Genomic DNA, 18,807 nt, shown 5'->3' with positions numbered 1-18,807 from the left:
CGAATGGCGAATGGCGAGTAGGGACGCCCTGTCCCCGCCTCTCCGCCTTTCCCATCGGCCACTCGCCACTCGCCACTCGCTATTCGCTCCATACCATTTGCGCGCCGTAGCCGCCCGGGCCTGACCCGAACCAGAAGCGGCCGGCGCCTCCCGAGGAGGAACACCATGACAGCCACCGGCATCGGCGCTCCCGTCCGCCGCAAGGAAGACTACCGGTTCATCACCGGCAAGGGCCAGTACACCGACGACATCAACCGCCAGGGCCAGACCTATGCGGCCTTCGTGCGCTCGCCGCACGCGCACGCCGCGCTGAAGGGCGTCGACGCCTCCGCCGCGCGGGCGATGCCGGGCGTGCTGGCGGTGCTCACCGGCCAGGACCTGGAGGCCGACAAGGTCGGCGGCCTGATCTGCGGCTGGATGATCCATAACAAGGACGGCTCGCCCATGAAGGCCGGCGCGCATCCGGCGCTGGCGGTGGGCAAGGTGCGCTATGTCGGCGACCATGTCGCCGTGGTGATCGCCGAGACGCAGGCCCAGGCGCGCGACGCCGCCGAGGCCGTGGTCGTCGACTATGACGTGCTGCCCGCCGTGGTCGACATGAGCGAGGCGCTGACCGGCAAGACCGTCATCCACGACGTCGCGCCCGACAACCGCGTCTATGACTGGCATCTGGGCGACAAGGCCTCGACCGACGCGGCCTTCGCCCGCGCCAAGCACGTGACCCGGCTCGACATCGTCAACAACCGCCTCGTGCCCAACCCGATGGAGCCGCGCGCCGCGATCGGCGACTACGACTCCGGGCAGGAGCAGTTCACGCTCTACACGACGAGCCAGAACCCGCATGTGGCGCGGCTCGTGCTGTCGGCCTTCATCGGCATCGCGCCCGAGCACAAGCTGCGGGTGATCGCGCCGGACGTGGGCGGCGGCTTCGGCTCGAAGATCTTCATCTACGCGGAGGAGACGGTCTGCGTCTGGGCGGCCAAGAAGGTCGGCCGGCCGGTGAAGTGGGTGAGCGACCGCACCGAGGCCTTCCTCAGCGACGCGCATGGCCGCGACCACGTCACCCACGCCGAGCTGGCGCTGGACGAGCGCGGCAAGATCCTCGGCCTGCGGGTGAAGACCAAGGCCAATCTCGGCGCCTATCTGTCCACCTTCTCCAGCTCGGTGCCGACCTACCTGTACGCGCCGCTGCTGTCGGGCCAGTACGACATCCCGGCGATCTACGCCGAGGTCGAGGCCGTCTACACCACGACCGCGCCGGTGGACGCCTACCGGGGCGCGGGCCGGCCTGAGGCCACCTTCGTGGTCGAGCGGCTGGTCGAGGTCGCGGCGCGCGAACTGGGCCAGGATCCGGCGGCGTTCCGTCGCCGCAACTTCGTGCGCAAGTTCCCGCACCAGACGCCCGTGATCATGACCTACGACGTGGGCGACTACTCCGCCTCGCTCGACAAGGCGCTCGAGATGGCGGACGTGAAGGGCTTTCCCCGCCGCAAGCGCGAAAGCGCCCGCAACGGCAAGCTGCGCGGCCTCGGCTACTCGGCCTATATCGAGGCGTGCGGCATCGCGCCCTCGCAGGCGGTGGGCTCGCTGGGCGCCGGCGTCGGCCTGTGGGAATCCGCCGAGGTCAGGGTCAACCCGGTGGGCACCGTGGAGGTGCTGACGGGCTCCCACTCGCACGGGCAGGGCCACGAGACCACCTTCGCGCAGCTGGTCTCCGACAGGCTCGGCGTGCCGATCGACCAGGTGGCGATCGTGCATGGCGACACCGACAAGGTGCAGTTCGGCATGGGCACCTACGGGTCGCGCTCGGGCGCGGTCGGCATGTCGGCGATCTCCAAGGCGCTCGACAAGGTGATCGCCAAGGGCAAGAAGGTGGCCGCCTACGCGATGGAGGCCTCCGAGGGCGACATCGAGTTCAAGGACGGGCGCTTCTCGGTGAGCGGCACGGACAAGTCGCTGGCCTTCGGCGAGGTGGCCCTTCAGGCCTATATCGCGCACAAGTTCTCCGGCCAGGAGCTGGAGCCGGGGCTGAAGGAGGGGGCGTTCTACGATCCCACCAACTTCACCTTCCCGTCGGGCGTGCATATTTGCGAGCTGGAGATCGACCCGGACACCGGCGTGACCACCATCGAGAAATGGACCGCCGTGGACGACTTCGGCACGGTCATCAACCCGATGATCGTGGAGGGGCAGGTGCATGGCGGCATCGCGCAGGGCGTCGGCCAGGCGCTGTTCGAAGGGGCTCGCTACGACGCCTCGGGCCAGCTGGTGACCGCCTCCTACATGGACTACTGCATGCCGCGCGCCGACGACCTGCCGAGCTTCCAGGTGGGCACGACGACGACGCCATGCCCGTCCAACCCGCTCGGCATCAAGGGATGCGGCGAGGCCGGCGCCATCGCGTCGCCCCCCGCCGTCATCAACGCCATCACGGACGCGCTCGGCCACGAGGACATCGCCATGCCGGCGACGCCCCAGGCCGTCTGGATGGCCGTCCAGCGGCGGCTGCCGGCCGTGGCGGCGGAATGAGGTGAGCGGTGAGGTCGTGAGGTCGTGAGGTCGTGAGGTCGGGGTTCGCCTCGACCCGCTCCGGCCTCCGCCTCCCATCTCACGATCTCACGACCTTACGAACCAACGACAACCTCCCAGCGAGGACATCCCATGTACGCCTTCTCCTACCACCAGCCCAAGACCGTTCGGCAGGCCGCCTCGCTGCTCGCCAAGAACGAGGACGGCAAGATCCTGGCCGGCGGCCAGACCCTGCTGCCGACGATGAAGCAGCGCCTGGCGGCGCCCTCGGCGCTGATCGACCTCGGCAAGGTCGAGGGCCTGTCGGGCATCGAGCTCAGGGGCCGCTCCCTCGTCATCGGGGCGACGACCAAGCACGCGCAGGTCGCCACTTCCGAGATCGTCCGCCAGGCGAACCCCGGCCTCGCCGACATGGCCGGCCTGATCGGCGACCCGGCGGTGCGCAACCGCGGCACCATCGGTGGTTCGGTCGCCAACAACGACCCGGCGGCGGACTATCCGGCCGCCTGCCTGGCGCTGGGCGCCACCATCGTCACCAACACGCGCAAGATCCCGGCCGAGCAGTTCTTCACCGGCCTGTTCGAGACGGCGCTGGAGCCCGGCGAGGTCGTCGTCAAGGTGGCGTTCCCGATCGTCTCCAAGGCCGCCTACGCCAAGTTCCGCAACCCGGCCTCGCGCTACGCCATGGTGGGCGTGTTCGTGTCCAAGCGCGGCTCGGACATCCGCGTGGCCGTGACCGGGGCGGGCGCCAACGGCGTGTTCCGCGCCGCCGCGTTGGAGGAGGCGCTGAAGAAGCGCTTCTCGCCGAAGTCCCTGGAGGGCGTCTCGGTGCCGGCGACCGGCATCAACGGCGACATTCACGCCTCGCCCGAATACCGAGCCCACCTCATCACCGTGATGGCCAAGCGCGCCGTCGCCGCCGCCATCGGCAAGTAAGGCGCTTTCGCCCTCACGGGCCGAGACGACCCAGCCCTCTCCCGCCCGGCGGGGGAGGGCTTTTCGTTCGGGGGGCGAAATCCCCGTCACGGCGCCTCATTTTGCGGCGCCCCAGCGTCTTGCGGGCCCATGTTCTCGACCCCCATTGCTGGCACGCGCTTTGCGGTTACTCTGGCGTTGCGGCCGCGTCGCGAGACGGGCCTTGAGGGGGACTGACATGGCGTCGGCGTTCGATGAGATGAACGGCGCGAATGGAGAGATCCGGGAGGCCTACACCGCGCTCAAGCGCTGGCTGGACACGGCCCCCCCAGACCATCTGGCCCTGCGGCGGAGCCAGGCTGAACTCTTCTTTCGCCGCATTGGAATCACCTTCGCCGTCTATGGCGACGCGGAATCGACGGAACGATTGATTCCGTTCGACATCATTCCCCGGGTCATCACCAAGCCGGAATGGACCAGGCTGGAGGAGGGGCTGGTCCAGCGCGTGACCGCGCTCAACGCCTTCCTGGCCGACCTCTACGGCCCGCGCGAGTGCCTGAAGGCGGGGATCATCCCGGAGGACCTGGTCTACCGCAACGCCGGGTTCCGGCCCGAGATGGCGGGCCGGCCCGTGCCGCACGGCATCTATTGCCACATCGCCGGCATCGACATCGTGCGGGTGGGCCCCGATGATTTCTACGTGCTGGAGGACAACGCCCGCACCCCGTCCGGCGTCTCCTACATGCTGGAGAACCGGGAAGTGATGATGCGGCTCTTCCCGGAGCTGTTCACCGAGAACCGCGTCGCCCCGGTTGAGAACTACCCCGACTCGCTGCTGGCGACGCTGCGCTCGGTGGCCCCACGCAACGGGGCCGGCGACCCGGTCTGCGTGCTGCTGACGCCCGGCCAGTACAATTCGGCCTTCTACGAGCACTCGTTCCTGGCCGACAAGCTCGGCATCGAGCTCGTGGAAGGGTCGGACCTCTTCGTGCGCGAGGACATCGTCTACATGCGCACGACGGAGGGGCCCAAGCGCGTCGACGTCATCTACCGGCGCATCGACGACGACTTCCTGGACCCGCTGGCCTTCCGGCCGGACTCGGTGCTGGGCGTGCCCGGCATCGTCAGCGCCTACCAGGCCGGCAACGTCACGCTGTGCAACGCCATCGGCACCGGCGTGGCGGACGACAAGGCGGTCTACAGCTACATGCCGGAGATCGTCCGCTTCTTCACCGGCAAGGACCCCATCCTCAACAACGTGCCGACCTACCGGTGCCGCGAGAAGGATTCGCTGTCCTACGTGCTCGACAACCTGACCAGCCTGGTCGTCAAGGAGGTCAACGGCTCCGGCGGATACGGCATGCTGGTCGGCCCGCACGCCAGCAAGCAGCAGGTGGAGGAGTTCCGCCGCAAGCTGAAGACGGCGCCGGACGGCTTCATCGCCCAGCCGACGCTGGCGCTGTCGACCTGCCCGACCTTCGTGGCGTCCGGCGTGGCGCCGCGGCACGTGGACCTCAGGCCCTTCGTGCTCACGGGGTCGGACAAGGTGCGCATCGTGCCGGGCGGACTGACGCGCGTCGCCCTGAAGGACGGATCGCTCGTCGTCAATTCCAGCCAGGGCGGCGGAACCAAAGACACCTGGGTGCTCGATGCTTAGCCGGACCGCCGACAACCTCTACTGGGTCTCGCGCTACATCGAGCGGGCCGAGTTCCTGGCCCGCATCCTGGACGCGACCGCCCGCCTCGCCACCCTGCCGGCCGCTTATGGGGGCGCGGGCAACGAGTGGCAGAGCGTGCTCCTGACCGCCGGGGCGGCGGAGACCTTCGCGGCGCTCTATGACGAGCCGACCGAGCGCAACGTCACCGAGTTCCTGGCTTTCAGCCCGGACAACCCGTCCTCGATCCGCAGCTGCCTGGAGCAGGCGCGCTCGAACGCCCGCGCCGTCCGCACCGCCATCACGGGGGAGATGTGGGAGGCGATCAACAGCGCCTATCTGGAGCTGCGGCGCTACGACCCCAAGACGATGAGCCGGGAGGAGTTCGCCCGCTTCCTGGAATGGGTGAAATCAACGTCGCTGACCTTCGACGGCTCCGCCTACCGCACGATGCTGCGCAATGACGGCTACTGGTTCTCGCGCCTCGGCGTCTATCTGGAGCGCGCCGACAACACCGCCCGCATCCTGGACGTGAAGTACCATGTGCTCCTGCCCGAAAACGAGCGGGTGGGCGGCAGCCTGGACTATTTCCAGTGGTCGACCATCCTGCGCGAAGTGTCGGCGCTGACGGCCTATCACTGGGTCTACCGGCAGAGCCTGAAGCCGTGGCTGGTGGCCGACCTCCTGATCCTGAACCGGCAGATGCCGCGGTCGCTCGCCTCGTCCTACGAGAACGTGGTGCGCTTCCTGGACGACCTCGGCGGCGCCTACGGCCGCCAGGGCGTCTCGCAGCGATTGTCGCGGACGATCCTGGCGCGGCTGGAGAACACCCGCATCGAGGAGGTGCTGAGGAGCGGGCTGCACGAGTTCATCTCGGGCTTCATCGCCGACAACGCCAAGCTCGGATCGGCCATCACAGACCAGTATCTCGTCTGACGCCGCCCCGGCCCTGGGCGGCCGGGCGGCGCGGGCGCACAGGGCGAGCCTCATGCGCATTCGCGTTTCACAGCAGATGACGTACCGGTACGCGCCGGGCGCGAAGTCGCTGATCCAGACCCTGCGGCTCACCCCGCGCAACACCGAAAGCCAGTTCGTGGTGAACTGGCGCATCGACGTGGACGTCGACGGGCGGCTACGGCCCGTGGAGGACGCCTTCGCCAACCTCACCCATGTGCTCTCCGTGGCGGGACCGGTGGAGCAGGTCACCGTCAACGTCCAGGGCACGGTGGAGACCTTCGACTCCGCCGGCGTGGTGCGGGGGGCGGTCGAGCGCTTCCCCGAGAGCCTCTATCTGCGCGACACGCCGCTGACGGAGGCCGGCGAGGCCGTGCAGGCCTTCGCCGAGGAAGCGACGGCAGCGGGGCAAGACGACCGCCTCGCCCGCATGCACCTGCTGATGGCAGCCATTCACCAGCGCTTCGACTATGACGCCTCGGAGAACCGCACGGCCCTCTCGGCCGCCGAGACGCTGTCGCGCGGCGCGGGCGCATGCCAGGACTTCGCGCATCTGTTCATCGCCGCGGCGCGGCACCTGTCCGTCCCGGCCCGCTATGTGAGCGGCTATGTGTGGCGCGGCGAGCCCGGCTCCAAGGAGCGGGGCGGCGGCGACGCCGGGCACGCCTGGGCCGAAGCCCATATCGCCGGCCTCGGCTGGGTGGCGTTCGATCCCGCCAACAAGATCTGCCCGGCGGGAGCCCATGTGCGGGTGGCGGCGGGCCTCGACCAGCTCGGTGCGGCGCCGGTGCGCGGGGCGCAATATGGCGGCGGCGAGGAGCGCATGGAGGTGCGGGTCGCCGTGGACGCGCTGGAGCCGTCGCAATCGCAGTCCCAGTCGCAATCGCAATCCTGAGCCTCATTGCGCTGCGGCGTCCGGGGCGCCTCGACCTCAGCCGTTCGCAGCCCTTCCAGGCGGGGCGCATGCGCGTATGATGGGCGCCGCGACGCAACGGCCCGCCGCACGGAGTCCTGCCCATGGAGACCTGTGCTAAGGCTAGACGGCGTCCCGTGCTCCTCGCGCCCGGGAGGACACGCCCTTGAACCCGGACCCACCGATGACCTATTGCGCCGGCATACTCGTTCGCGACGGCCTCGTGATGATCGCCGACACCCGCACCAATGCGGGGCTCGACAACATCTCGACCTTTCGCAAGCTGCACCTTTTCGAGCGCAAGGGGGAGCGCGCCATCGCGCTGGCCACCGCCGGCAACCTGTCGATCTCCCAGTCGGTCGTCAGCTTCCTGCATGAGGGCGTGGAGAACCCCGACACGGGCGAGGTCGAGACGCTGCTCGAGTCCCCGACCATGTTCAGGGCGGCGCAACTCGTCGGGCGGGCCGTGCACAAGGTGCGCACCGTGGATGGCCGCAGCCTCGACGAAGCGGGCGTCAAGTTCGACGTGTCGATCCTGATCGGCGGCCAGATCCGGGGCGGGGCGCCGCGGCTGTTCATGCTCTACGCCGCCGGCAACTTCATCGAGTGCGGGGTGGAGACGCCCTATCTCCAGATCGGCGAGCACAAATACGGCAAGCCGATCCTGGACCGGGCCGTCACCTTCAACACCAATCTCAGCGACGCGCTGAAGCTCGGCCTGATCTCGATGGATTCGACCATGCGGTCCAATCTCGGGGTCGGGCTGCCGATCGATATCGTGACGCTGCGGCGGGACGCCATGGAGCCCGACCTGGTGCACCGCATCGAGGCGGGCGAGCCCTATTTCCACGACCTGCGGGAGCGCTGGTCCGCGGCGCTGAGGGCGGCCCACATCGCCATTCCGCAACCTCCCTATAAGCCGAAGGCGTCTGCGGAGCAGATTGGTAAGAACTGAATGCGATAACGGCCTGTGTTACGGCCGGAATTGCGTAATGGTGTGGAGTATTCCCCGGCGGAGCCCAGCGACGGTGACGGCCAGGATCGTCTGGCCCGTCGCGGCGGTGCTTCTCTCTCTGCTGACCCTCGCGGTCGGCGGCCTTGTCCTTGCTGGCCAGCGCGCCAATGAAATCTCGTTGGACCGCCAGCGCGCCTCCCTGGGCGTGTTGCTGGATCACGAGCGCGCCAAGGCGCTGCGCGACCTCGCCGTGACGGTTTCGGGCGGAGAAGCCGCCGCGGCCCTCAAGCATCCGATGTCGCCGGACCGCGCCCAGCGCGCCATCGGGGCCGCGCTGGAGACGGCCTACGGGTTCGACCAGTCCTTCGTGGTGACGCCCGAGAACGTCGTCGTGACCGGCCGCGCGGACGGCCAGCCCGGCGACCAGCGCCGCTTCACCTGGGCGAAGCCGCTTCTGTCGGGACCCATCCAGGCGGTCCGCGACCGCGTCTCGCAGCTCATCCTGCGCCGCACCGACTGGGCCGCCGGGTCGGAAACCCCCGATGCGGCGGCGCTTCGCTCGGGCCACGCGCGCCTCGTCTTCGACGGATCCATGCTGCGGATCGTGGCGGCCGTGGCGCTGCCGACGACCGAGGGCGACAGCGCCTTCGGGGGCCTCGTGGCCGTCGCCTCGCTGCCGCTGGGGCCCGCCGCCCTGCAGCATCTCTCCCAGGCGAGCGGCCATGAGGGCCTGCGCGTCGAGGCCGGCGAGACCACGGGCTTCAACGGCCTGCCGGTCACGGACGAATACGGGTATGTCAAGGCGCAGCTGGTCTGGACGCCCGACCGTCCGGGCGACATCGTGCTGGAGCGGGTGCTGCCCGCCATCGCGGCCGCCCTTTTGGCGATCGGCCTGTTCTCGGCCTTCATGTTCGCCCATGTCCGCACCGTCACGACGGAGCTCGTCACCCGCGAGGCGGAGGCGACCCATCTGGCCAACCACGACCGCCTCTCCGGCCTGCCCAACCGCGCCTTCTTCTCCGACCGGCTCGACGTGGAGCTCTCGCGCCTGAAGGAGAGCGGCGAGGGCCTGGCGGTGATGTTCCTCGACGTCGACAAGTTCAAGGACATCAACGACAATTACGGCCACAGCGCCGGAGACATGCTGATCCGCATCGTGGCGCGGCGCATCACCGGCGTCCTGCGCGGCGCCGATACGCTGTCGCGGTTCGGCGGCGACGAGTTCGCCATCATTCAGACGGGCGTCCGCAGCGTCAACGACTGCGCCGCCCTGGCGCACCGCATCCTGGAGGCGATTCGCGAGCCGGTGGAGCTTAACGGCGCGCTGGCCTATGTGGGCGTGTCGATCGGCGTCGCCATGGCGCCTGACAATGGCGAAGACCGCGACATGCTGATGCGCCTCGCCGACGTGGCGCTCTACCGCGCCAAGCGCGAGGGCCGCAACCGCTACTCCTTCTTCGAGCTCGGCATGGACGAGACCCTGCGGATGCGCAAGATGGTCGAGGAGGACCTGCGCAACGCGCTCGAGACGGGCCTCGTCGACGTGGTCTACCAGCCGCAATTCTCGCCGGACGGACGCAAGGTCCTGGGCGTCGAGGCGCTGGTGCGCTGGACGCATCCGGTGCATGGGCCGATCTCGCCGGCCGACTTCATCCCGGTGGCCGAGCAGCGCGGCCTCATCGGCATGCTGGGCGAATATGTGCTGCGCCGCGCCTGCCGCGACGGCAAGCGCTGGAAGAACATCACCGTGGCGGTGAACGTCTCGCCCATCCAGTTCCGCCAGAAGGACTTCGTCGGCACCGTCGCCCGCATCGTCCAGGACGAGGGCATGGAGGCCGGCCGGGTCGAGCTGGAGCTGACCGAGGGCGTGCTGGTCGACGACGCCGACAACGCCGAGAACGCCATGATGGAGCTGCGGGCGCTGGGCCTGCGCTTCGCCCTGGACGATTTCGGCACGGGCTATTCGTCGCTGATCTATCTGCGGCGGTTCGCGTTCGACAAGATCAAGATCGACCGGTCCTTCCTGGAATCCATGGAGACGACGGGGGAGAGCGCGATCCTGGTGCACTCGGTGGTGCATCTGGGCCGGGCGCTCGGGCTCACCGTCACGGCCGAGGGCGTGGAGACGACCGAGCAGCAGCGCTTCCTGCAGGCGGTCGGTTGCCACCAGCTGCAGGGCTTCCTGTTCTGCAAGCCTGTTCCGGCGGCCAAGATCGACGAGCTGCTCGGGCTCACGAGCGAGCTACGCGCCCCCGGCAAGGCGTCCTGACCGCCGCCGCGCGGCGGGTCAGAAGATCGCGGCCGCGCTGGCGAAGATGGCGAAGAGGAAGCCCAGGCTCAACGTCGTGCCGACGAGGCCGAAGCTGAGGCCGGCGATGACCACGATGCCGTCGCGCTCCACCAAGCCCAGCCCGACGAGCACGACCGCAAGGCCGAGCGGGATCTGGCCGATGACCGGCGCGGCGAAGACCAGCGCCAGCGAGAAGGCCAGCAGCGCCAGCCCGACGAGCCGGAACGCGATCGCGCTCTCGAAGACCGACAGGCGCGGGCGCGCGACGCGCTCCAGCCAGCGCAGCCAGGGCACGGCGCGGTCCACCGCCTTGCGCAGGTCCTCCAGGGCGATGGTGCGCGCCAGGAGCCGGCGCGGCAGCCAGGGCGCCTGCTTGCCCAGCACGATCTGCGCCGCCACGAAGAGCAGCAGCAGGCCGCAGATCAGCGGGATGGGGGGAGGCATCGGCAGGCAGTTCGGCAGGCCGAGCACGACGACGAGAAGCGCATAGGCGCGCTCGCCCAGCGCATCCACGATGGCGCGCACGCTCACCCGGTCGGTCGCGCTCTCGCCGACGAGCCGCATCAGAATGTCGGAAGTGCGGGAGGAGCCCTGCTGCATGGCGCCGTCGAAGGAGGGATGGCCGGGAGCCGGCTGGGCGCCTGCATAGCCCAGTGGCGCGCCGGGGCCAAGGGCCGCCGGCGAAGGCTCCGCCGCCGGCCCGTCGGGACCTGTCGCCGCATGGCGTCCGAGCCGCCGCATGCGGTCCGCCCAGGTGCTCAACGGAAGAGGCTCATCGAGGGATGTGTCAGCGACGAACTCAACTCAACCTGCTCTCTCGGGCTTTCGGCGAAGGCGGACCGTCCGGCCGGCCTCCACGCGCGACGCCTGCTCTCTGGACGCCCCCAATGTGGCGATTGCGGGGACAGGATCAAAGGCCCGCGCCGCAAAACGATCTTCGGGCCAAAGCTTTACAGCGCCGCCGAAGAGGTGGCCAGATCCTGCCGGATGCTGCGAACCGCTTCGCGCAACGCAGGGTCGTCCCGACGGCGAGGGCGCGCCGCCTCGATCACCTGGGCCACCCGCAGCTCGCCGGGGGAGCCGCCCAGCGCCACGATGCGGTCCGCGAGGTAGACGGCCTCCTCGATGTCGTGGGTGACGAACAGCACCGTCTTGCCGGTGCTGTCGCGGATGCGCAGAAGCTCGTCCTGCAGCGCCTCGCGGGTCATCGCGTCGAGGGCGCTGAAGGGCTCGTCCATCAGCAGGACTTCGGGGTCGACCGCCAAAGCGCGCGCCAGCGACACGCGCTGGCGCTGGCCGCCCGACAGCTCGTGCGGGAAACGGTCGGCGTAGGAGGCGAGGCCGACCAGCGCCAGGGCCTCGCCGGCGCGGCGCAGCCGCTCGGCGCGGGGCAGGGCGGAGCGCTCCAGCCCGAAGGCCACATTGGCGAGCACGCGCCGCCAGGGCAGCAGCCGGCCGTCCTGGAACACCAGCGCCACCGGCAGCACGGCGCCGACCGCGGCGGGGGCGACCCGGACCGTCCCGGCGCTGGGTTTGGCCAGGTCGGCGATCACCCGCAGCAGCGTCGACTTGCCGACGCCCGAGGGCCCGACGATGGCCAGGAACTCGCCGCGGCGGACGGTGAGGTCCAGCCCGCGCAGCACCTCGGTGCGGCGGCCGTTGCGCTCGAAGGACAGGCCGATCCCGGAAAGCTCGATCACGCTTTCCATGCGAGGATCCGGCTCTGGACGAGGACGAAGGCCGTGTCGATGATCCCGTAGAGGGCGGCCATGGTGATCATGTAGACGACCACGATGTCCGTCGCGAGCAGGCTGGAGGCCTGCATCATGCGCTGGCCGAGGCCGGTGACGCCGAAGAGCTCGGCCGCCACGACGGCCATCCAGGCCTGTCCCAACGCGGTGCGCAGCCCCGCCAGGATGCCGGGCGCGGCGGCCGGCAGCACGATCTTCACCAGCTTGGCGGGCGCGGAGCGGTAGCCATAGGCGTCGGCCAGCTCCATCAGGTCGCGGTCCACGGAGCGCACCGCGCCCAGGGTCGCGAAATAGCAAATCCAGAACACGCCGACCCCGACGATGAACACCGCGCCGCCGGTGGAAACGCCGAACCAGATGATCGCGAAGGGGACCCAGGCGAGGCCGGGGATCGGGCGCAGCAGCCGCACGACCCAGGCGACGCTGGCCTCCGCGACGCGGCTGAGGCCGGTCACGACGCCCAGCGCGACCCCGAGCAGCGCTCCCAGCAGCAGGCCCATGAGATAATGGCCGAGACTCGACCGGATGGACGCGATCCAGAAGCCGGACTGGATCTCGCGCCAGAGCGCGGCCGGCAGCTGGCTCGGCGCCGGCAGCAGAGCGGGCGGCAGGACGCCGCTGCGCACCAGCCCCTCCCAGAGCAAGAGAAAAGCCCCGAGGCCGAGCGCCCCGAGGCCGATGGATCGCTGTACGGTCATGAGGCCTGCACCCCTGAAGCCGCGGCCCTGTCCATCACGGAGGTCCGGGCGGTCGGTTTCGTTGGCGAGCGGGTCAGCCCTCGACGGCCTTCTTGTAGAAGCTGCGGTCGAACAAGCCGTCCAGCGGATATTCCTTGTCGAGCGAGCCGAGCTTGACCTGGTAGGCCTGCATCTCGCGCGTGGCGTCCACGATGACGTCGGGATCGGCCACGAATTTCGACGCCGGCGAGGTCAGCGCCGCCTTGATGGTGGCGACGTCGACGATGCCCTTGCCGAGCATCGCCTCGATATGGGGGGCGGCCCTGTCGGGGTTGGACTTGATCAGCGCCACGGCCTTCACGACGCCATTGACGATGGCCTGGGCGGCCGCCCGGTCCCGCGCCAGGAAGTTGCCCGAGAACGCCACCACGGTGCCGGGCTGGTTGGGGAACATCGCGCCGCCCAGCGCCACCACCCGGTTGCGCGGGTCCCGCTTCGTCACGATGGTGACGGCCGGCTCGCGGATCGTCGCGCCCTCGACCGCGCCGGTGAGCAGCGCCTGCTGGGTCGCGTCGATGCCCATGGGCACGATCTCGACGTCGGCTTTCTGGGCCTTGGCGACCTCCCACAGCCAATGCTGCAGGGTCGTGTTGGGCACGGAGCCCGCGGGCTGCGTGGCCAGGCGCGCGGGCTTGCCGCTCGCCTTGCGGAAATTGGCCAGGGCCTCGGCGGGCGAGACGCCGTCCTTGAACTCGGCGGCGAGCTTGGGGCCGGCCACCATGGACATCTCCTCGATGGCGGTGGCGGTGGCGACCTTGACGTCGACGCCCTTGGCGCGGGCGACCGCGAGCGGCGCCACGCCGGCGACATAGACGTCGAGCGTGCCGGAGGCCAGCGCCTGGATCATGTTGGGCCCGGACTCGAAGGTGACGAAGCTGAGTTCGAGGCCCGCGTCCTTGCCCCAGCCCTCGCCGTTCATGACGATCGCCGGCGCCGCGCCCAGGACGGGGATGATGCCGACCCGGATCGGGGCGGCGGCCAGCGCTCGCCCGACGCCCCAGCGGGCGATGGCGGGCATGGCCAGAAGCGCGCCTGCGGCGGTGACGAAAGTCCGGCGGGTGATCATGGCGGTATCCTCGGCGGCAGTCCTGCAGGCCGTCGCAGCGACGGGCGAGACGGGATGTAATGCCGGGCGGCTCAAAAGACAACAATCGCCGTAGAAATCTGAAATTCACATGCAATTTCGGGTATTGCCCGGCGGACCGCCGAAGCGGCGGCGCACGCGGACAATGCCGTCGGCGTTCGCCCGGTTCCGCGGGCGTGCGTCCTTGGGAAGAACGGGCGAGGGAGCGCCCGGCGGCGTCAGTTCAGCACGAACTCGCCCGAGGCCAGCCTGAGCTCCGCCGGCTTGATGAGCTTGGCGTGCGCCACGCGGACCGAATGCAGCGGCCCTTCGAGGGACGTGCGCCAGAAGGTCAGGAAGGCGTTGAGCACCGGGAACTTGGGCGCGACGTCGTATTCCTGCCAGATATAGCTCTGCAGGAGCGAGGGGTGGTCGGGAAGGCAGTAGAGGATGTGGGCAGTCGTCAGGCCGTAGCCCTGGAGCTGCTTGATGAACGCTTCGTCGCAGGCGCGTGCAGGACCCATGGAACCTCCTTCTCGCCAAGGAAGGACCGGGACCGACGCCCCGGTTCCCTGGAGAACTTGTGGACGAGCCGAAGGTTCAAGATTCGCGCCAATTGGTAAATTGTTCGTTCGTTGTCAACAGCTTGGCAGCAAGCGTGCAGGAGTGCTAACAACGGCTCAGCCCTTGGTGCGCAGGCTGGAGCGGCCGCCGTCGACGCCGATGATCTGGCCGGTGATCCAGGACGCCTCGTCGGAGAGCAGCAGGGCGGCCAAGGGCGCGATGTCGACGGGGTCGCCCAGCCGCTGCGCCGCGTGCAGCTGCGCGATGGCCTCGGCCATCGGGGCGCTGGCGGTGAGCGGCGCCGCGAGCGGCGTGCGGGTCAGCGACGGCGCGATGGCGTTCACCCGCACCCGCGGGGCGAGTTCGGCCGCCAGCGAGAGCGTCAGGCCCTCGACCGCGCCCTTGGCCATGGCCACGCTGGCGTGGGCGGCGAAGCCCTGCGCGACGGCGACGGTGGAGAAGAACAGCACGGAGGCGACGCCGTCGAAGGCCTTGAAGCCGGGCAGGGCGGCCTGAACGGCGCGCGCGGCCCCCAGCGCGTTGACGCGGAAGTCGCGCTCGAAATCGGCGTCGGTGAGCCGGCCGATCGGCTTCAGCGTGATGGTGCCGACCGCGTAGCAAAGGCCCGCGATGGCGCCGCCGTGGCGCGCCGCGGCGTCCTGGATGGCGGCCGCGATCGCACCGTGCTCCTCGACGTCGGCGGCCGTGAAGCCGGCCCCGAGACGGGCGGCGGCCTCGGCGAGCCTGCCTTCGTGGCGGGCGATGAGGTGCACCGGCCGCCCGGCGTCCGCGAGGCGCTGGGCCACCGCCTGGCCGATCCCGCCCGTGCCGCCCACGATGACAACGACTCCCATGCCGACCTCCCGCGTCCGCCTCGCAAGAGGGATCAACTAAGGCTGGGCCGCCGGCCTGCAACCGCGTCCATGCGGCGCAGGGGCGTGGTCCGCTCCGCCGCGCGGCGCGTATCGGCGAGGGACGCGGAGGAGCCGCCATGGCGCGCATGCGCAAGACATCGGAATTGCCCAGCAAGACCTGCGCGGCCTGCGGGCGGCCCTTCGTCTGGCGCAAGAAGTGGCGCAGGGACTGGGAGGCGGTCCGCTACTGTTCGGACCGGTGCCGCGCGGCCGGCGCCTCGGCTGGAGCCGTCAAAGCCCCGACCTGAGCTTCTCCAGCGCGGCCGGCGTGTCGACGTCGACCGCCACGGCGGCGTCGGAGATCGGCGCCTCGATCACGGCGTCGCGGCGACGCTCCAGCAGCTTGCGGGCGCCCGAGTCGCCGGCGAGGCCTTCGACGTCGGCGAACAAAGCCCGGGCCAGCACGACGGGGTTGCCCCATTCGCCATCATGCACCGGGACGGCGGCGACGGAGCCGGGGGCCGCCTCGAAGGCGGCCACGATCCGGCGCACCACGTGGCAGTCGACCAGCGGCATGTCGCCGAGCATCACCACGACGCCGTCGACGCTGTCCGGCAGGGCGCGCACGCCGACCTTCAGCGAGGTGGAGAGGCCTTGCGCATAGTCCGGATTGCGGACGAGCGTCACCGCCAGGCCCGTGAGCTCGGCCTCCACCGCCGCGGCCTCGTGTCCGGTGACGACCACGACCGGGGCGGCGCCGCAGAGCAGCGCGTTCTCCACCGTGCGGCGGACGAGGCTCTTGCCGGCGTAGTCCTGCAGCAGCTTGTTGGCCCCGCCCATGCGGGTGGAGCGGCCGGCGGCCAGCACCAGGGCGGCGATGCGGTCCAGCGGCTCGGTCATGAGTCGTCGTCCTCGGCAGGATCATGGCCCGGGTTGTCGCCGGAGCGGGGCTGGCCGCGCTGCACGATCTCCATCAGGAGGCCGCCCACCCCCATGCGGGTGATCTCCGCCCGGCCCACCGGCAGGCCGGCGAGGAGGCGCTGCAGCGCCCAGTCGAAGCCGTTCTCGGCCGGGCTGCGGGCGCAGCCGGGCGCGCCGATGACAGGCCTGCCGGCGATGCTCCCCAGCAGCAGCAGGTTGCCGGGATCCACCGGCATGCCGAAATGGTCCACGACGCCGCCGGCCTCCTCGATCCCGGCCGGAATGACGTCGCGCCGGTCGGTGATGGCGGAGGCGCCGAAGACCACGATCAGCTGCGCGTCGCTGCGCGCCAAGCCGGCCAGCGCATCCGCGAGGGCGGCGGCCTCGTGCGGGGTCTCGACGTCGCGGACGATAGTGGCGCCGGCGGGCGCGATGCGCTCGGCCAGCGTCCTCACGGTCTTGCGCACGACGGTCGGCTTCAGCCCTGGCAGGAGCGTCGAGACGACGCCGATGCGCAGCGGCCGGAAGGCGGCGACCCGGATGAGGGGCGCGGCGCCGGCGGCGGACTGCGCGGCCGCGATGGCGCGCTCGGGCACGGCGAACGGGATGATCTTGACGGTGGCGATCATCTCGCCGGGCTCGACGGGCTTCCAGGCCGGCAGCGTCGCGACGGTGATCGCCTCGTCGGTCCCGTTCAGGCGGTCGATCGCGTCCCTGTCGACCACGAGGACGCCGGCCGCCTGGGCGAAGAGGTTGGACCGGCCCGTGAAGGGCTTCTCCACCCGCACATTCTCGCCGGCGGCGGCCTCGGCGAGCCGTCGGGCGGCTTCGTCCTCCGGCACGTCGCCGGGTTCGAGCCGGACGACCACGACCTCCCGCACGCCGGCGGAGCGCAGGCGCGCGATCCGCTCGGCGTCGAGCCGCGAGCCCTTCTTGATCACGCCGTCGGGCAGCCGCACGGAGTGCGCGGCGACGCCGCTCAGCGCATCTTCCAGCGGTACGGGCCCAAACAGCATGGCGGCCTCCTCAGGCCGCCGTCGAGGCGGTGGAGGCCGGCCTGGTGCGCAGCGCCGCCGTGATCTCGCCCATGATCGACAGGGCGATCTCGGCCGGGCTGATGGCGCCGATCGGCAGCCCGATGGGGGCGCGGATGCGGCCGATCTGCTCCTCGGTGAAGCCCGCAGCCAGCAGGCGCTCGACCCGCTTGGCGTGCGTCTTCCGGGAGCCGAGCGCGCCGATATAGAAGCATTTCGACTTCAACGCCTGGATCAGGGCGGGATCGTCGATCTTGGGGTCGTGCGTCAGCGCCACGAAGGCGGTGTAACGGTCGACGCCCAGCTTGGGCAGGACGTCGTCCGGCCACTCGGCGTAGAGCGGCACGTCAGGAAAGCGCTCGGGCGTGGCGAAGGCGGTGCGCGGGTCGACGATGACGATGTCGTGGCCGAGCAGCTGCGCCATGGGGGCGAGCGCCTGGCTGATATGGACCGCGCCGGTCGCCAGGATGCGGACGGGCGGGGCCTGAACGGTGAGGAAGACGTCGCCCCGCGGCGTCTCCGCCATGCCGCTCTTGCCCATGCGCAGCCGCTCGGCGAGCAGGTCGGCCAGGGGGTCGCCGGCGATGTCGGCCTCGCGCACGAGGCGCTGCGCGCCGGTCGCGATCTCGGTGACGAGGACGGCCGCCCGGCGCGCCTCACGCTCGGCGTTCAGGGCGGCAAGGATTTCGAGCTTCATGGTCGCCCTCCCGGGTTCATGTCAGTTCCGCTCCAGCGCCAGCCGCGCGCCGAGGCCGATGAGGAGCGCTCCGCCGGCGGCGCGCGCGAGACGCTGGGCGCGGCCGGCGCGCTTCAGCCGGCCGACGACCGCCGCCGCGAAGACGACCGTGATCAGGTCGGCCGACGAGAAGGCCAGGTTCACCACGACGCCCAGGATCAGGAATTGCGCCCAGACCGGCAGGCTCGCGGCGGGATCGACGAATTGCGGCAGGAAGGCGATGAAGAAGATCGCCACCTTGGGGTTCAGCAGCTCCACCAGGAAGCTCTCGGCCAAGGCCCGCCGCACGCTCTTGGGGGCCACCGCCGGCAGCTCCGCCCCGAAGCCGCGGTTGCGGATCATGCCGATCCCGAGCCAGACCAGATAGGCCGCGCCGGCGATCTTTACGGCGACGAACAGCTCCGGCACGTGCTGGAAGACGGCCGAGAGGCCCAGCGTGGCGGCGATGACATGGACATAGCAGCCGAGATGGATCCCGAGCGCCGCCATGAAGCCGCCCCGGCGGCCGCGGGTGAGCGTCTGCGCCGCCGTGTAGAGCAACGCCGGGCCGGGGAAATAGGCGAAGAGGGCCGTGGCGGCCGCGAAGGCGAGGAGGACGTCGAGCGAGGCCATCAGTCGACCCGCTCGACATAGACGCGGATGCGCCCGCCGCAGGAGAGGCCGACCTTCCAGGCGGTCTCGTCGGCGACGCCGAACTCCAGCATGCGGGGCTCGCCGGAGGCGATGACGTCCACGGCCTCGGTCACCACCGCGCCCTCGACGCAGCCGCCCGACACGGAGCCGAGGAAGTTGCCGTCGTCGTCGATGACGAGATGGCTGCCCACCGGCCGCGGCGCGGAGCCCCAGGTCTCCACCACGGTGGCCACGGCGACGCCCTTGCCCTCACGGCGCCAGGCCTCGGCCTTGTTCATGATGTCGTTGTCGGTCGCCAGCATC

General features: G+C 70.4%; 19 protein-coding genes. 8 read left to right on the top strand and 11 right to left on the bottom strand.

From position 1 onward, the window contains the following. The first annotated feature begins 165 nt into the window (after window positions 1-165). The 7 genes from ABEG18_RS15920 (at window position 166) to ABEG18_RS15890 (ending at window position 10,190) form a co-directional block, all read left to right on the top strand. The gene (locus tag ABEG18_RS15920) at window positions 166-2,529 is read left to right on the top strand and encodes a xanthine dehydrogenase family protein molybdopterin-binding subunit (protein WP_406854028.1); all 2,364 of its coding nucleotides are present in this window, start codon (window positions 166-168) and stop codon (window positions 2,527-2,529) included. A gap of 132 nt (window positions 2,530-2,661) precedes the next feature. Beyond that, window positions 2,662-3,465, top strand: a complete 804-nt coding sequence (locus ABEG18_RS15915; RefSeq protein ID WP_406854027.1) for an FAD binding domain-containing protein — start codon at window positions 2,662-2,664, stop codon at window positions 3,463-3,465. A gap of 217 nt (window positions 3,466-3,682) precedes the next feature. Beyond that, window positions 3,683-5,101, top strand: coding sequence for a circularly permuted type 2 ATP-grasp protein (locus ABEG18_RS15910; RefSeq protein ID WP_406854026.1), 1,419 nt, complete (start codon window positions 3,683-3,685; stop codon window positions 5,099-5,101). Then, entirely contained in the window at window positions 5,094-6,035 is a 942-nt protein-coding gene (locus ABEG18_RS15905) for an alpha-E domain-containing protein (RefSeq protein WP_406854025.1), read from the top strand. Before ABEG18_RS15910 ends, ABEG18_RS15905 begins: the two co-directional genes overlap by 8 nt. 52 nt (window positions 6,036-6,087) lie before the next feature. After that, on the top strand, window positions 6,088-6,948 hold the full coding sequence (locus ABEG18_RS15900; protein ID WP_406854024.1) for a transglutaminase domain-containing protein: 861 nt from the start codon (window positions 6,088-6,090) through the stop codon (window positions 6,946-6,948). A gap of 202 nt (window positions 6,949-7,150) precedes the next feature. Further along, window positions 7,151-7,921 carry a peptidase gene (locus ABEG18_RS15895; RefSeq protein ID WP_406858621.1) on the top strand — a complete coding sequence of 257 codons (771 nt, stop codon included), beginning with the start codon at window positions 7,151-7,153 and terminating at the stop codon, window positions 7,919-7,921. A 73-nt stretch (window positions 7,922-7,994) separates the two neighbouring features. After that, window positions 7,995-10,190, top strand: coding sequence for a putative bifunctional diguanylate cyclase/phosphodiesterase (locus ABEG18_RS15890; RefSeq protein WP_406854023.1), 2,196 nt, complete (start codon window positions 7,995-7,997; stop codon window positions 10,188-10,190). 18 nt (window positions 10,191-10,208) lie between these two features. On the opposite strand, the gene ABEG18_RS15885 is transcribed toward ABEG18_RS15890, so the two are convergent. From ABEG18_RS15885 to ABEG18_RS15860, 6 genes are all read right to left on the bottom strand, one after another. After that, entirely contained in the window at window positions 10,209-10,775 is a 567-nt protein-coding gene (locus ABEG18_RS15885; RefSeq protein ID WP_406858620.1) for an exopolysaccharide biosynthesis protein, read from the bottom strand. A 386-nt stretch (window positions 10,776-11,161) separates the two neighbouring features. Further along, window positions 11,162-11,920, bottom strand: a complete 759-nt coding sequence (locus ABEG18_RS15880) for an ABC transporter ATP-binding protein (RefSeq protein ID WP_406854022.1) — start codon at window positions 11,918-11,920, stop codon at window positions 11,162-11,164. Then, on the bottom strand, window positions 11,908-12,660 hold the full coding sequence (locus ABEG18_RS15875) for an ABC transporter permease (protein ID WP_406854021.1): 753 nt from the start codon (window positions 12,658-12,660) through the stop codon (window positions 11,908-11,910). The genes ABEG18_RS15880 and ABEG18_RS15875 overlap by 13 nt, the downstream gene beginning before the upstream one ends. Window positions 12,661-12,733: 73 nt before the next feature. Further along, window positions 12,734-13,765: an ABC transporter substrate-binding protein gene (locus tag ABEG18_RS15870; RefSeq protein WP_406854020.1), complete on the bottom strand. Its 1,032-nt coding sequence runs from the start codon at window positions 13,763-13,765 to the stop codon at window positions 12,734-12,736. A gap of 236 nt (window positions 13,766-14,001) precedes the next feature. Then, entirely contained in the window at window positions 14,002-14,286 is a 285-nt protein-coding gene (locus ABEG18_RS15865) for an usg protein (protein WP_406854019.1), read from the bottom strand. Between the two features lie 156 nt (window positions 14,287-14,442). Beyond that, window positions 14,443-15,180 (bottom strand): SDR family NAD(P)-dependent oxidoreductase, encoded by a 738-nt coding sequence (locus tag ABEG18_RS15860; protein WP_406854018.1) that lies wholly within the window; start codon window positions 15,178-15,180, stop codon window positions 14,443-14,445. Window positions 15,181-15,317: 137 nt separating this feature from the next. On the opposite strand from ABEG18_RS15860, the gene ABEG18_RS15855 reads away from it, so the two are divergent. Then, entirely contained in the window at window positions 15,318-15,488 is a 171-nt protein-coding gene (locus ABEG18_RS15855) for a DUF2256 domain-containing protein (RefSeq protein WP_406854017.1), read from the top strand. Here the strand turns inward: ABEG18_RS15855 and ABEG18_RS15850 are convergent. The 5 genes from ABEG18_RS15850 to ABEG18_RS15830 are packed head-to-tail and all read right to left on the bottom strand — an operon-like array spanning window position 15,472 to window position 18,806. Continuing rightward, a complete protein-coding gene (locus ABEG18_RS15850; RefSeq protein ID WP_406854016.1) occupies window positions 15,472-16,080 on the bottom strand; it encodes an NTP transferase domain-containing protein in 609 nt (202 codons plus the stop codon). The two genes, ABEG18_RS15855 and ABEG18_RS15850, sit on opposite strands and share 17 nt — an antisense overlap. Next, the gene (locus ABEG18_RS15845) at window positions 16,077-17,117 is read right to left on the bottom strand and encodes a molybdopterin-binding protein (protein ID WP_406854015.1); all 1,041 of its coding nucleotides are present in this window, start codon (window positions 17,115-17,117) and stop codon (window positions 16,077-16,079) included. Before ABEG18_RS15845 ends, ABEG18_RS15850 begins: the two co-directional genes overlap by 4 nt. A gap of 10 nt (window positions 17,118-17,127) precedes the next feature. Then, complete coding sequence (locus ABEG18_RS15840; RefSeq protein ID WP_406854014.1) at window positions 17,128-17,832, bottom strand: XdhC family protein; 705 nt, start codon at window positions 17,830-17,832, stop codon at window positions 17,128-17,130. 21 nt (window positions 17,833-17,853) lie between these two features. Then, on the bottom strand, window positions 17,854-18,483 hold the full coding sequence (locus tag ABEG18_RS15835; RefSeq protein WP_406854013.1) for a LysE family translocator: 630 nt from the start codon (window positions 18,481-18,483) through the stop codon (window positions 17,854-17,856). Continuing rightward, on the bottom strand, window positions 18,483-18,806 hold the full coding sequence (locus tag ABEG18_RS15830; protein WP_406854012.1) for an XdhC family protein: 324 nt from the start codon (window positions 18,804-18,806) through the stop codon (window positions 18,483-18,485). Before ABEG18_RS15830 ends, ABEG18_RS15835 begins: the two co-directional genes overlap by 1 nt. Window position 18,807 lies beyond the last annotated feature (1 nt).

Origin of the sequence: Alsobacter sp. KACC 23698, assembly GCF_045348435.1 — a bacterium.
GTDB lineage: Bacteria > Pseudomonadota > Alphaproteobacteria > Rhizobiales > Beijerinckiaceae > Alsobacter.
This window is presented reverse-complemented; position numbering and strand designations above follow the sequence as displayed.